We start from the raw sequence: 12,570 nt of genomic DNA, 5'->3' as shown, positions 1-12,570 counted from the left end.
AAGCGTTATTCCGTTAGCCGGTCATTGATGATCGAACCGCATCAATTCTACGGGTTGCAGCAACATGTCTTGTGAATCGGCCGGTGTGAGCGGTGAAGCCGTGGCGGCGATCGCCGCGGCGCTAGTGTGGGCAAACCGTCGAAGCGTACCGACGTGTACCTGCTCGCGATCTGGCAGAAGGCATCGGGCAGCAACACGGTGTCGGGTCGTAGCGTGCCGGTGCAGGCTGAAATCGGTTCGAGCAGCAGTTTCCTCGGTAACTCGGGCACGGGCGCGAACAACCAGTTCGCGACGCGTATCACGCGTATGTCTATAAAAGGCCGACCTGTCCGCGAGATCACGAAAATGCGAGTCTGTAGGTAGAATCGTTCGATCATTCATCAACGCGGTTCACATTATGACCAGTACCGATCAGGTGTATTCGGAGCGTCTGTTTTCGTATGGCACGTTGCAACTCGAACAGGTTCAACTCGCCACGTTCGGCCGCAAGCTAGACGGCGACGCCGACCAGATGCCGGCTTACGCATTGACGATGCTGAAGATAGAAGACGCGGCGGTCGTGGCGACGAGCGGCAAGACGCATCATCCGGTGGTCACGTATAGCGGCAATCCGGCCGACTCGGTAAGCGGCATGGTGTTCGCCATCACGCCGGCGGAGTTGCAGCACGCGGACGACTACGAAGTCGATGCGTATCGACGCGACCGCGTGGTACTGGCCTCGGGCGTGTCGGCGTGGGTGTATGTCGATGCGCAGTCGGCGCGACCGGAATAATCACGCCAGCTCACGACGCCGACGCGTAGCACGCAAGAAACATATCGGCGGCTGACGCGGCCACGCGGCTGCGTTCGTCGTCGGTCAACGGCGGCTGGCCCATCGTTACCTGCGGCCAGAACGCAAAACCCTTCACCAGACCCTGCAACTGCTGCGACGCGAACACCGGGTCGTCGGCAGCGAGTCGCCCATCCATCGCGGCGGCACGAATCCATACCGTCAGATCTTCTTCGCGCTCGCCCATCCGCGCGACCATGTCGCGCGCTCGTTCCGGCGAATGAATGCCCGCGGCGATCGCCACCCGCGCCAACGACAAAAACGCGTCGTCGTTCATCAGACGCAGCTTGCGCGTCAGCAACGCCATCAGTTGCGGCCGCAACGGCTGGTCGCCGCGATACGCAGGCGCCTCGCCCTCATGACTCGCTTCCCATAACCGATGCAGGATCGCGGCGAACAGCGCTTCCTTGCTCGGGAAATGGTTATACACGGTGCGCTTCGACACGTTCGCGCGCGCGGCGATCCGGTCCATGCTGGTCGCGTCGAAACCGGCCGCGAGAAATTCTTCGATAGCGGCGGCGATGACGGCGACGCGCTTGCGATCGGTCAGACGTTGGGGCGTGAGGTCGGCGGTGCGGGTGTTCATGTTTAAATTTTACACCGTGCAGTTTACTTTTTTCTCGAATAAACTACACTGATCAGTCTACTTTCCGTGTCGGGACGCATCGTATGAATTCGGTCAGCGGTTTTTTGGGGCGCGCGTTGGGATTCACCGCCGCAAGGCGCGGGCGCGAACTGTCGCGCACGTCGGCGCAGCATGACGGCGAGCGTTTTCGCAACGCGCGGCCGCGTCCTGTCGAAGGCTTCGGCAAGACCTTGCGCATCATGTGGAACATGCTGTTCAGAAAGCCGGCGGACACGGTGCCGGGCGGCGCGCTGCCGGTCGATCCGCTGACGCGCGCGCAACTCGACGCCGCGCCGGATCGCAGCCTGTACCGGCTCGGCCATTCCACCATGTTGCTGAAATTGCGCGGTCAGTTCTGGTTGACCGATCCGGTGTTCGCGGAGCGTGCGTCGCCGTTTCGAAGCGTCGGTCCGAAGCGCTTTCATGCGCCGCCCATCGCGCTGGCCGATTTGCCGCCGTTGCGCGGCGTGATCCTGTCGCACGATCACTACGACCACCTGGACCGCGACACCGTGCTCGCGCTGGCCGCTACGACGGGCGTGTTTCTGACGCCGCTCGGCGTCGGTGACCGGTTGATCGAATGGGGCATCGATCCGGCCAAGGTCCGCCAGTTCGACTGGTGGCAAACCGACTCGATCGACGGCCTGACGCTGACCGCGACGCCCGCACAACATTTCTCCGGGCGCAGTCTGTTCGATTCGAACAGCACCTTGTGGGCATCATGGGTAATCGCCGACGACGACCTGCGCGTGTTCTTCAGCGGCGACACCGGTTATTTCGATGGCTTCAAGACCATCGGCGATCGGCTCGGGCCGTTCGACGTCACGCTGATCGAAACCGGCGCCTACGATGCACAGTGGCCGTATGTGCATATGCAACCGGACGACACCGTGCAGGCGCATGCCGATCTGCGCGGCCGCTGGCTGGTGCCGATTCACAACGGCACGTTCGATCTGGCGATGCACCAGTGGCAGGAACCGTTCGAGCGGGTGGTGGGACTGGCGGCGGCGCGCGGTATTCCGTTGTCGACGCCGCGGATGGGCGAGCGGGTCGATCTGGCCGCGCCGCATCGCGGCGAACGCTGGTGGCGCAACGTGCCCGATGTCGTCGATGCGAAAAAGCCGTCGCGCCGGTGGTTTTCGTGCCGTAGCGCAGGCGGCGCGAATTCGTAGCCCACGCCGGGCGCTCGCATGCGCGGCGCCACGGCTCGATTACGCCGGTGCTTTCGATGGTGCGCCGGACGCTATTTCCGACGGCTGCGCGAGTGCAGGCACTCCGTGTGACGCTTCTTCCGCTTGTGCCGCGTGAGCGCGAGCGGCAATCAAGCGTTCTATCGCGCGAACCTCGGCGGCGATGGTCGGTGTGAAGACGACGACGCTCAAGCCTTCCGCGTCCTCCACCGAATACGCCGAGTATTCGAGCGTGATCAATCCAAGCACCGGGTGACGCAGCCGCTTGATCCCGCCCGCGTGGTTGCGCACATCGTTCTCGGCCCATAGCCGACGAAACGCAGCGCTGCTCTCCTCCAGTTCCGCGACCAGTTCTGCCGCCTCGGGCAGGTTGCCCGCGCGCGCAACGTCGATCCGGAACACCGAAATCGCGAATCGCGCGACGTCTTCCCAATCGGGCATGGCGACCTGAGCGTGCGTGTCGCTGAAAATCCGCCTTAATACATTGCGCTCGCGCACCGGCAACGACGCGTAGTCGGCCAGCACGGCGGTCGCCGCCGCGTTCCACGCGACTACATCCCAGGTTGGTGTTTTGACCAGCGCGGGGCTGGTCGGCATGCCGTCGAGCACGCGTTGTACCGCAGGCGCGACGGGCGGCAGATCGACCGGAGCGAGGCGCGGTGGCGGACGCTGCTGCGCCAGCAGAAACATCATCTCGCGACTGGCGGCATCGAGTTCGAGCGCCCGTGCGAGACGCTCCAGCACCTCGTCCGACGGCGGACCGCCGCGACCCTGTTCCAGCCACGTGTACCACGCGACGCTGACGTTCGCGCGACTCGCCACTTCTTCGCGCCGCAAGCCGGGCGTCCGGCGTCGTCCCTGAACCTCGGGACCGGGTGCGAGACGCGAGCGGCGATCGCGCAAGAAAGCGCCGAGCGACGGCGTGGCCGTGTTCAGCATGCTGAGGGTGTTAACAGGCATCACGGTATACGCTCCCGGCTTTTACGGTCTCAAGCCACATACGAGAATCATGAATCCGATTCGAACATCACGAGGAGTTTGACATGCGAGTATTCGTCACCGGGGCGACGGGGTTTATCGGCGAAGCGACCGTTCATCAGCTTATCACCGCAGGACACACGGTCCTGGGGCTGGCCCGCAACGACGCCGCCGCCGACACGCTGAAAGCGTTCGGCGCCGACGTGCATCGCGGCGATCTATCGGACCCCGCCAGCCTTGCCGCCGGCGCGCGCGCATCGGATGGCGTGATTCATCTGGCCTACGTACACGACTTCTCCGCGATGGCCGCAGCCGCCGAAACCGACCGTCGCGCGATTACCGCGATGATCGACGCGCTCGAAGGCAGCGGCAAGCCGTTCGTGTCCACCTCGGGCACGGCACTGGTCGCGGGTAACCGCATCGCCACCGAAAACGACACGCCGCACGATGGCGGCACGGCGCACCCGCGCGCCGCGTCGGAAGCGCTGGTGATCGATGCGGCGGCGCGCGGCGTTCGCACCAGCGTCGTGCGGTTGTCGCCGACGGTTCACGGCGCCGGCGATCACGGTTTCGTGCCCGCGTTGATCGGCATCGCGCGGCGCACGGGCGTGGCGGCTTATGTCGGGGACGGCGCGAACCGATGGCCGGCCGTGCATCGCTTCGACGCTGCCGCGCTGTTCCGTCTTGCGCTCGAACGCGCGGCAGCGGGCTCGCGGCTGCACGGCGTCGCCGAAGAGGGCGTGCCGATGCGGTCGATTGCCGAGACCATCGGCGCGGGATTGGGCGTGCCCGCGCGCAGTCTCACACCGGACGAAGCGGCCGCGCATTTCGACTGGATCGCGCGATTCGTCGCGCTCGACAATCACGCTTCCAGCGCCATCACGCGCGAGACGCTGGGCTGGCAACCGGAGCATCCGGCGCTTTTGACCGATCTACGCGAAACCGATTACTTCGCGTGATGTGAATGCAACGCGCGGACTTTGGTCTGCGTCAAAAAGTCGTTGCAGATTGCTCTTCATTCCGCTGTCAGCATGCCGTAAACAAGTCGTAATCTCCTAAACGGCACGGCGACAGAGGATCAAGTGCAGATGAAAAACCTTAAGTTATCTACCCGGCTCATCTTTGGATTCGGATTGCTGACGTTGTTGCTGATCGCGCTTGCTTCGGTAGCGTTTTATGGCTTGTCCGACCTGAACGCGAAGCTCGACGAGATCTCTCGCGTCAACAATTCCGAAGCCCGCTTCGCAAACGAATTGCGCTCGTCGATTCAGGATCGCGCCATCGCCGTGCGCAACATGGCGCTGATGTCCGACAAGCAGGACATGAGCCGCGAGGCCGACCGGATCACGAAGCAGGATCAGATGTATGCGGACGCCTATTCGGCGCTCGACAAAATGTTCGCGTCGGAAGTCTCGACGACGCCGCGCGAACGCGCGTTGATTGCCGCGTTGAAGCAGGACGAAGCCGCTGCGCTGCCGCCGTTGCGCAAGGTCGCGCAGCTGGCCGTGTCGGACGATCCGGCGGGTGCCGGCCGCACCTTGTTGCAGGACGCCCGCGTGCCGCAGCGGATCTGGCTCGCGCGAGCGGTCGAACTGGCCGATCTCGAAGACGAACTCAACAAGGCATCGCAGAAGGAAGCGGTCGCGACGTATTCGAACGTGCGTGCGACGATCGCGACCATCGCCGCACTGTCGATCCTGCTCGCCATCGTGACGGCGTCGCTGATTACGCGCAGCATTCTTCGTCAACTGGGCGGCGAGCCGAGCGTCGCGCAGCAGATCGCGGGCGAGATCGCGGCGGGCAATCTGATGGTGCATATCGATGTCGCAGCGGCCGACACGTCGAGCCTGATGATGTCGCTGGAAGCGATGCGCGCGAAGTTGACGTCGATCGTGTCGGGCATCAAGGATTCGGCCGAATCGATCTCGGTGGCGGCGGGCGAAATCGCGCAAGGCAACGTCGATCTGTCGCAACGGACCGAGGAGCAGGCGGCGTCGCTCGAAGAAACGGCGGCCAGCATGGAAGAATTGACGTCGACGGTCCGACAGAACACCGATAACGCGCGTCAGGGCAGCACGCTGGCGTCGAGCGCGTCGCAAACGGCGGCGTCGGGCGGCGACGTGGTGCAGCAGGTGGTCGATACGATGCGCGACATCACGGCAAGCTCGTCGAAGGTCGCGGAAATCATTTCGGTTATCGAAGGGATTGCATTCCAGACCAATATCCTCGCGCTGAATGCGGCCGTCGAGGCGGCGCGGGCAGGCGAACAGGGACGCGGTTTCGCGGTGGTGGCGGGCGAAGTGCGCACGCTCGCGCAGCGCAGTGCTTCGGCGGCGAAGGAAATCAAGGATCTGATCGAGGCCTCGGTGACGCATGTCGCGAGCGGCTCGCAGCTGGTCGAAAACGCCGGTCAAACCATGGGCGAAGTGGTGCGTTCGGTTCAGCGCGTGACGGACATCATGGGCGAGATCGCGTCGGCGTCGGCGGAGCAGAGCACCGGCATCGAGCAGGTCAACGTGGCCGTCACGCAGATGGACGAAGTCACCCAGCAAAATGCGGCGCTGGTCGAGCAGGCAACCGCCGCCGCGCAGGCGATGGCCGATCAGGCGGCGAGCTTGAGATCGGCCGTGGCGATTTTCATCGTGAATGCACCGGCGGAGACGTCGCACGACGTTGGGTTGGTTTCGCGTGGGGCGACCCTGAACGGCTTCGCGCGGGCGTGACGCCGGCGCTCAGCGCCCGGCGGTCGGTCCGAGACGCGCGGCGATGTCCCTGCATGCGGCGAGCAGCGGCTCGATATAGCAGGTTCGCGCATCGGTCTGATGACGGAAGGTCGGCATGCTGATGCTGACGCAGCCGACCGTGTGTCCGTCGGTGCCGCGAATCGCCGCGCCGTAGCATGAGATGGCCATTTCGTTTTCTTCGCGGTCTTCGGCATAGCCGCGTTCGGCCGTGACCAGGAGTTCGGCGCGTAGCGCGTCGAGGTCGGTGATGGTGTTCGCGGTGTAGCGTTCGAGCGGCGCGTCCTTCAGCAGCGCCTCGCGGCCGGCCGCGTCGAGCGTCGACAGATACGCTTTGCCGACCGAGCTGGACGTCAGCGACACCCGCGTGCCGATTCGCGATGCCATTCGCACGGCATGCGGGCTTTCGAGCTTTTCGATGTACACCATCGCGCCTTGACTGGGCACGGCGAGGTGCACGGTTTCGGACGTCGTGTCGCGCAGCTTCATCAGCGCGTCGACTGCGGCAATGCGCAGGTCGGAGCGCTCCCAGCTGCGGCTCGCCAGATTGACGAGGCGCGGACCGAGGCCGAAGGTGTTGCCGCTGGCCGTGCCGACGATCAGCCCTTCGGCTTGCAATGCCGCGACGATCCGGTGAACGGTGGGGCGCGGATAGCCGCTGGCCGCGCTCAGTTTCGCGATGTTCGGCGGCGCGTCGGCGTCGGCGACCAGTTGCAGCACGGCGATGAACTTGGAGAACGCGGCAGCGCCGGCGACGGTCTTTGCGTCGGCGGACGCAGCGCCTGGCGGGAGCTTGGAATCGGAGGTCGACATCAGGCAATGGATGGGCGGAATGTAATCAATTATGCCCTTGTTTTTATGGCCCCGATATCGACTGCGAGATTGCGTACCGCCGAACGGTCAGACGTGCACTCAAGCCACCAGATAGCCACCATCGACCGGCACGATCGCGCCCGTCATGAACGACGCGGCGGGCGTGCACAGAAACGCCGCGACCTGCGCGACTTCTTCCGGCTGTCCCCAACGATGCATCGGCGTACGGTCGAGAATCGCCTGTGAGCGGCCGTCGTCGTCCTGCAACGCCTGCGTTAGCGGCGTGGCGATCCAGCCCGGCGCGATCGCGTTAACGCGAATGCCGTCGGCCGCATAGGCGATCGCGAGCGACTTCGTCAGCTGCGCAATCGCGCCCTTGCTCGCGCTGTACGCAGGCACCAGCCCGCCGCCGAAGAAGCTCAGCATCGAAGCCGTATTGACGATGCATCCCGACGACGCTTTCAACATCTCGCGCGCACCTGCGCACACCCGCATCGTGCCGTTCAGATTGATGTCCATCACGCGCTCGAACACGTCGAGCCGATGCTCTTCGATCCGGCTGATCACGCCCGCGCAATTGACGACGAAATCGAGCCGGTCGAAGGTTTTCAGCGTTGCCGCGACGTCGTCGGCGGAGCGCACGTCGAGTTCGCGTTGCCCGATCCTGGCGTTCAGCGTGTCGGGCGCGCCGTCCGGCAACGACAAACCGGCCGCGACGGTTTTCGCGCCGAGTTGCGCCAACTGGTTCGCGATGGCAGCCCCGATGCCGGACAGGCCGCCCGTCACGAGCGCCACTTTGCCTTCGAGAAGATTGTCTTTGAATGTCATGTGAATTCCGCTGGAGAAGAACTTAAGTCGGTTGTGTGGTCGCGGCGCGGGGCAGCGGCGCGGGGGCCACTTCCTTGACGACGAACAGGTAGACGAACGCGGCGGCGAATGCGACGCCTGCGCTGATCAGCAACGCATTGACGAACGAGTGTGTCTGATCGACCACGATGCCGGTGATGACCGGCGCAAACGAGCCGCCGAGATAACCACCGAAGTTCTGCATGCTGCCGAGCGACGCGACCAGATGTCGTGGCGCGGCGACGCTGACGAGCGCCCATGCGCTACCGCTGGCCAGATTGACGAAGAACATCGCGAGCGACACATAGGTGATCGCGAGCGCGGTGCTGGGCGTGTAGGCCGCAGGCACCGTGAACGCCGCCGCGCCGATCAGTCCGACGCAGACCGGCCACTTGCGGCTGCGGATCGGCGCCATGCCGCGCTTGAGCAGGTAATCGGCGATATAGCCGCTTCCCGCCATGCCGAAAGTGCCGAAGATGTACGGAATCGACACCAGCCAGCCGGTGCGCGCGATGCTCAGATGGCGCTCGTGTTCGAGGTAGCCGGGCAACCACGTCAGATACAGCCACACCATATAGATCACGCCCATGAAGCCGAAAATCATGCCCCACGTATTGCGCAGCTTGAACAGCGTGCCCCATTCGGCGAAGCTCAGGCCCTTCGGGCGTTCTTCGATCTGCACGCCGTCGTTCAGGTAAGCGGTTTCCGCTTCGGTGAGCGCGACTTCGTCGCGATTGCGATAGACCACGTACCAGCCGACCGACACCAGCACGCCGAGCACACCCATGATGACGAACATCGGACGCCAGCCGAACGAGAGCATCAGTACGGTCAGCAATGGCGGTGCGATCATCGGCGCGATCGTCGACGACGCGATGAAGGTGCCGGTCGGGCCACCGCGCTCGCGCACTGCGAACCATTCGTTGACGACTTTTGCGCCCGCCGGAAACAGTGGTGCTTCGGCGACGCCCAGCACGATCCGCGCGGCCAGAAAATGATTGAGCGTCTGGATAAAGCCGCCCGCCACCTGCGCCAGCGACCAGACCAGCATGCCGAGTCCCAGCATCGCGCGCGAGCCGAAGCGGTCGAGCATGGCGCCGACCGGCAACTGCGCGAACGCATACGCAAGCGAGAATGCCGACAGCAGCAAACCCATCTGCGCGCCGGACAGATGCAATTCCTGGCTAACCGAATGATTGGCGATCGACAGCGTGCTGCGGTCGAGGTAATTGACGACGCCGGCAATCGTCAGAAAGACGACCGCGATCACCTGCGTGCGCTTCAGGCGCTGTGATTTCTGGGGCATGTTTGTCTCCAACCGAATGTGATCTTGTAGTGTTTGAGCGTGTGCCGATCGAGCCTGTCGGCGAGTTCATCGCGGCATTGACGGAACTCAATACGTCGCGCGTCCGCCGGACAGATCGAAGATCGCGCCGGTGCTGAACGAGCACGAATCCGAGCAGAGCCACAACGCGAGACTCGCGACTTCGTCGGTGGTGCCGAGACGGCCCATCGGACTTTTGCCGATCATCGTTTGAACATGACCGGGCGACATCTGCGCGAGTAACGGTGTTTCCACCGCGGCGGGCGCGATCCCGTTGACGACGATGCCGGTCTGCGCGAGTTCCTTGCCGAGCGATTTCGTCATCGCGATCACGCCAGCTTTCGCTGCGCTGTACGCGGACGCGTTCGGCGTGCCTTCCTTGCCCGCCAGCGATGCGACGTTGACGATTCGCCCCGCATTCGCCCGCCGCATCACGGGTACGACGAAGCGGCTGACGTGATATGTGCCGAGCAGATTGACGTCGATCACCCGTTGCCATTCGAGCGGATCGTATTCGTCCAGCGGCAGTGTCGGACCCGCGAAACCCGCGTTGTTCACCAGACAATCGATGCGGCCGAATTCGGCGAGCGTCGCGTCGAGTGCGGCCAGGATCGAATCGGGCTGCGTGATATCGACGGCGAAATGACGTGGTGCGTCCGGCGTGTCCAGATTGCCCGCGACGCGATCCCAGTTGACCGTGCGGGCGCCGTTTTGCGCGAACGCGTCGCATACCGTGCGTCCGATGCCGCCCGCCGCGCCCGTCACAACCGCGACGCGTCCCGCAAAGTCGTATCCGGCGAATGTAGGGCGCGTGCTCATCGGATGAACTGGTCCACGTAGTCTTCGCCGAGACCGACTTCGGTGTAGTGCTTGCGGCACATATCGATCTTCGTGAAGACGTCTTCGTAACCGGTGTAATTGCCGTACGGGTCGCAATAGAACATCACGCCGTTGACCTGGAAATACGTGATCATTTCCTCGACGTCTTCGGGCACGTACAGCGTGTGCGTCTCGCCGGGCGGTTCGTAGACGTAGCTGCCCTCGGTGGCGATCCAGTCGTGTTCGAGGTAGCGCCAGCGGCCCTTCAACACCATGCCGTGCACGCCTTGCGGGTGACGGTGGCGACTGAGCACGCCCGACTTGCGCACGCGCAGCAGGTTCATCCAGTAACCCTGCGATGCGTTGAGGCAAAGCGGCCGGAACGACACGTTTTCGGCTTGCGGCACCCAGACCCGTTCATCTGTCGGGATGGCGAACGGGACGACGACTTCCTTTTGCGCTTCCTTGGGGAACGGAAGCTGGTACGGCGTCATGGCGGAGTAGGTCGTATCGGGCATTGAATTCCTCTTTTGTGTCCACAATATGGACGTACAGTCCACGATGTGGCTATTATCGGAAGTCGTTTGGCCTAGGTCAATCCTGGGGTAATCACGGACGATCTCGTCTCGCGGCTGACGTGAACGGGCCGCGCCATGCTTTTCCGGTATTACCGATTCCGGTTTCATGGCGTGAGTTGTATTCGGTTTTTAATTGATAAGATGTTATTAGCGATCCTGCTAATTTTGGACTTTCAAATATGGATTTAATTGAGGGACGGGTGTTTTAAAGCGTTGAAGAGGTTTAAACGATAATTGATTTTTTGAGGATGGCTGACTTCTGTCTGATAACTCACATTCTGCGAAAGTTTTTGACGTTTACTTATCGATCTTTCTCGCCTTACATCTAGCAGGCCGTTGAAATACTCCGCGAAGCTGTCATCGTCGACGGAGGCGTAAACGTTGAACGTATGTCATCAATGCTAGAGAGACGGACCCGATGCGTGGGGCAGATGGATTTACCGAGTCGATGTTCACAGTCCTGAAGCTGGACGATTTCGTGCCGAAGGACCATCCGTTGCGTCCGATTCGTGCCTGGCTAAACGATGCGCTCAAGCGCATGGACGGCGTGTTCATGGGGATGTACGAGGCAGACGCGAAAGGTGGACGGCCCAGCATTGCCCCGGAGAAGCTGGTGCGAGCCCTCTTGCTGCAGGTTCTGTATTCGATTCGCAGCGAGCGCATGCTGGTGGAACAGATTTCGTACAACATGTTGTTCCGTTGGTTCGTCGGGCTGCCGATGGACGGCACAGTGTGGGACCACTCGACGTTCAGCAAGAACCGCGAGCGGCTGCTCGAACATGACGTAATGGTGTTGTTGTTCAACGAGACAGTCGAAACCGCGCGTGAGCGCGGACATCTTTCCGGGGAACACTTCAGCGTCGACGGCACACTGATTCAGGCGTGGGCTGGACACAAGAGCTTTGTGCCGAAATCTGCTTCTGACGAAGACGACACACCGCCTGACGAACCTCCCGCGCCGAACGAGAACTGGCACGGTCAGAAGCGCAGTAACGAGACACACGCATCCACGACAGACGACCAGGCACGCCTGTTTCGAAAGAGCAAAGGCACGGGTGCGGTGCTCTGTTATATGGGCCATGTGCTGACCGACAACCGCCACGGACTCGTAGTCAACGCACAGGTGACGCTGGCTACGGGCACTGCCGAACGCGATGCCGCTGCGCAGATGCTTATTGATGCCGCGAGCGTTGCACCGCGAAGTATCACGGTGGGCGCGGACAAGAACTACGACACCGCCGGCTTCGTGGCCGCCTGTCGCGCACACCGCGTTACGCCACATGTTGCGCAAAACGATGGTCGTCCCGGCGGCTCAGCGATCGACGAGCGAACGACGCGCTGGAGCGGCTATGCCGTAAGCCAGAAAAAGCGAAAGCGCATTGAACAGGTGTTCGGCTGGGGCAAGACGGTTGGGCGAATCCGGCAAGCGATGTGTCGGGGACTTGAGCGCGTAGACCAACTCTTCGTGCTGACGCAGGTTGGCTACAACCTGACGCGTATGCGCACACTTGCCGGTTAAGGGGTTCGAAGCAATGAATCGCATCGATATAGTGAATCCGCTACGGCTCTCGAACGCCGACAAAGGTGTTTCATGTTTTAGAAATGCAAGCTCAGCATCCGTCGCAACGCACCTCAGCGCGTCAACGACGGATATTTCAACGGCCTGCTAGTTGTCTTTCATCTATCGAAAGACGAACGGTTTCCGGAGAGAGGCATGTAGCAACGCGTTGCGCCTGGCGGGAACCGGTCGTGCCAATTCCGGTCGCTTATCGTCCCATTGCCTGATACCGATGAGCGGCCCGCTCGAGCCCAATACACGCTGTACGA

Annotated in this window: 11 protein-coding genes and 2 pseudogenes; 6 read left to right on the top strand and 7 right to left on the bottom strand. The window is 62.7% G+C overall.

Annotated features, from left to right (window positions below; translation table 11 throughout):
* Positions 1-138: 138 nt before the first annotated feature.
* A pseudogene (locus tag PW947_RS05445) lies at positions 139-363 on the top strand (hypothetical protein); the annotation flags it as partial.
* A 34-nt stretch (positions 364-397) separates the two neighbouring features.
* Positions 398-772 (top strand): gamma-glutamylcyclotransferase family protein, encoded by a 375-nt coding sequence (locus PW947_RS05440; RefSeq protein ID WP_299630046.1) that lies wholly within the window; start codon positions 398-400, stop codon positions 770-772.
* A gap of 10 nt (positions 773-782) precedes the next feature.
* Here PW947_RS05440 and PW947_RS05435 read toward each other — a convergent pair whose 3' ends face one another.
* Positions 783-1,415, bottom strand: a complete 633-nt coding sequence (locus PW947_RS05435; protein ID WP_299630045.1) for a TetR/AcrR family transcriptional regulator — start codon at positions 1,413-1,415, stop codon at positions 783-785.
* 83 nt (positions 1,416-1,498) lie between these two features.
* On the opposite strand from PW947_RS05435, the gene PW947_RS05430 reads away from it, so the two are divergent.
* The gene (locus PW947_RS05430) at positions 1,499-2,626 is read left to right on the top strand and encodes an MBL fold metallo-hydrolase (RefSeq protein WP_299630044.1); all 1,128 of its coding nucleotides are present in this window, start codon (positions 1,499-1,501) and stop codon (positions 2,624-2,626) included.
* A 39-nt stretch (positions 2,627-2,665) separates the two neighbouring features.
* On the opposite strand, the gene PW947_RS05425 is transcribed toward PW947_RS05430, so the two are convergent.
* The gene (locus tag PW947_RS05425) at positions 2,666-3,604 is read right to left on the bottom strand and encodes a helix-turn-helix transcriptional regulator (protein ID WP_299630043.1); all 939 of its coding nucleotides are present in this window, start codon (positions 3,602-3,604) and stop codon (positions 2,666-2,668) included.
* An 83-nt stretch (positions 3,605-3,687) separates the two neighbouring features.
* Here PW947_RS05425 and PW947_RS05420 point away from each other — a divergent pair, with 83 nt between their 5' ends.
* Together PW947_RS05420 and PW947_RS05415 are read left to right on the top strand one after the other, a co-directional pair.
* Positions 3,688-4,581 carry an SDR family oxidoreductase gene (locus PW947_RS05420; protein WP_299630042.1) on the top strand — a complete coding sequence of 298 codons (894 nt, stop codon included), beginning with the start codon at positions 3,688-3,690 and terminating at the stop codon, positions 4,579-4,581.
* Between the two features lie 129 nt (positions 4,582-4,710).
* Positions 4,711-6,273, top strand: a pseudogene (locus tag PW947_RS05415) (methyl-accepting chemotaxis protein); the annotation flags it as partial.
* Positions 6,274-6,354: 81 nt separating this feature from the next.
* Here the strand turns inward: PW947_RS05415 and PW947_RS05410 are convergent.
* From PW947_RS05410 to PW947_RS05390, 5 genes are all read right to left on the bottom strand, one after another.
* Positions 6,355-7,176 (bottom strand): IclR family transcriptional regulator, encoded by an 822-nt coding sequence (locus PW947_RS05410; protein WP_299630041.1) that lies wholly within the window; start codon positions 7,174-7,176, stop codon positions 6,355-6,357.
* Positions 7,177-7,275: 99 nt separating this feature from the next.
* The gene (locus PW947_RS05405) at positions 7,276-8,004 is read right to left on the bottom strand and encodes an SDR family oxidoreductase (protein ID WP_299630040.1); all 729 of its coding nucleotides are present in this window, start codon (positions 8,002-8,004) and stop codon (positions 7,276-7,278) included.
* Between the two features lie 22 nt (positions 8,005-8,026).
* Positions 8,027-9,328, bottom strand: coding sequence for an MFS transporter (locus PW947_RS05400; RefSeq protein WP_299630039.1), 1,302 nt, complete (start codon positions 9,326-9,328; stop codon positions 8,027-8,029).
* Between the two features lie 87 nt (positions 9,329-9,415).
* Complete coding sequence (locus PW947_RS05395; RefSeq protein ID WP_299630038.1) at positions 9,416-10,165, bottom strand: SDR family NAD(P)-dependent oxidoreductase; 750 nt, start codon at positions 10,163-10,165, stop codon at positions 9,416-9,418.
* Positions 10,162-10,683, bottom strand: coding sequence for a 2,4'-dihydroxyacetophenone dioxygenase family protein (locus tag PW947_RS05390; RefSeq protein ID WP_299630037.1), 522 nt, complete (start codon positions 10,681-10,683; stop codon positions 10,162-10,164). Before PW947_RS05390 ends, PW947_RS05395 begins: the two co-directional genes overlap by 4 nt.
* Before the next feature lie 478 nt (positions 10,684-11,161).
* Between PW947_RS05390 and PW947_RS05385 the strand changes: the two genes are divergently transcribed.
* Positions 11,162-12,262 carry an IS5 family transposase gene (locus PW947_RS05385; protein WP_299630036.1) on the top strand — a complete coding sequence of 367 codons (1,101 nt, stop codon included), beginning with the start codon at positions 11,162-11,164 and terminating at the stop codon, positions 12,260-12,262.
* The last annotated feature ends 308 nt before the right edge of the window (positions 12,263-12,570 follow it).

This window comes from Paraburkholderia sp., from assembly GCF_028283785.1.
Lineage (GTDB): Bacteria > Pseudomonadota > Gammaproteobacteria > Burkholderiales > Burkholderiaceae > Paraburkholderia.
This window is presented reverse-complemented; position numbering and strand designations above follow the sequence as displayed.

Coding starts and splice junctions, on each gene's coding strand:
- PW947_RS05440 (WP_299630046.1), top strand. CDS start 398: ATGACCAGTACCGATCAGGTGTATTCGGAGCGTCTGTTTTCGTATGGC.
- PW947_RS05435 (WP_299630045.1), bottom strand. CDS start 1,415: ATGAACACCCGCACCGCCGACCTCACGCCCCAACGTCTGACCGATCGC.
- PW947_RS05430 (WP_299630044.1), top strand. CDS start 1,499: ATGAATTCGGTCAGCGGTTTTTTGGGGCGCGCGTTGGGATTCACCGCC.
- PW947_RS05425 (WP_299630043.1), bottom strand. CDS start 3,604: ATGCCTGTTAACACCCTCAGCATGCTGAACACGGCCACGCCGTCGCTC.
- PW947_RS05420 (WP_299630042.1), top strand. CDS start 3,688: ATGCGAGTATTCGTCACCGGGGCGACGGGGTTTATCGGCGAAGCGACC.
- PW947_RS05410 (WP_299630041.1), bottom strand. CDS start 7,176: ATGTCGACCTCCGATTCCAAGCTCCCGCCAGGCGCTGCGTCCGCCGAC.
- PW947_RS05405 (WP_299630040.1), bottom strand. CDS start 8,004: ATGACATTCAAAGACAATCTTCTCGAAGGCAAAGTGGCGCTCGTGACG.
- PW947_RS05400 (WP_299630039.1), bottom strand. CDS start 9,328: ATGCCCCAGAAATCACAGCGCCTGAAGCGCACGCAGGTGATCGCGGTC.
- PW947_RS05395 (WP_299630038.1), bottom strand. CDS start 10,165: ATGAGCACGCGCCCTACATTCGCCGGATACGACTTTGCGGGACGCGTC.
- PW947_RS05390 (WP_299630037.1), bottom strand. CDS start 10,683: ATGCCCGATACGACCTACTCCGCCATGACGCCGTACCAGCTTCCGTTC.
- PW947_RS05385 (WP_299630036.1), top strand. CDS start 11,162: ATGCGTGGGGCAGATGGATTTACCGAGTCGATGTTCACAGTCCTGAAG.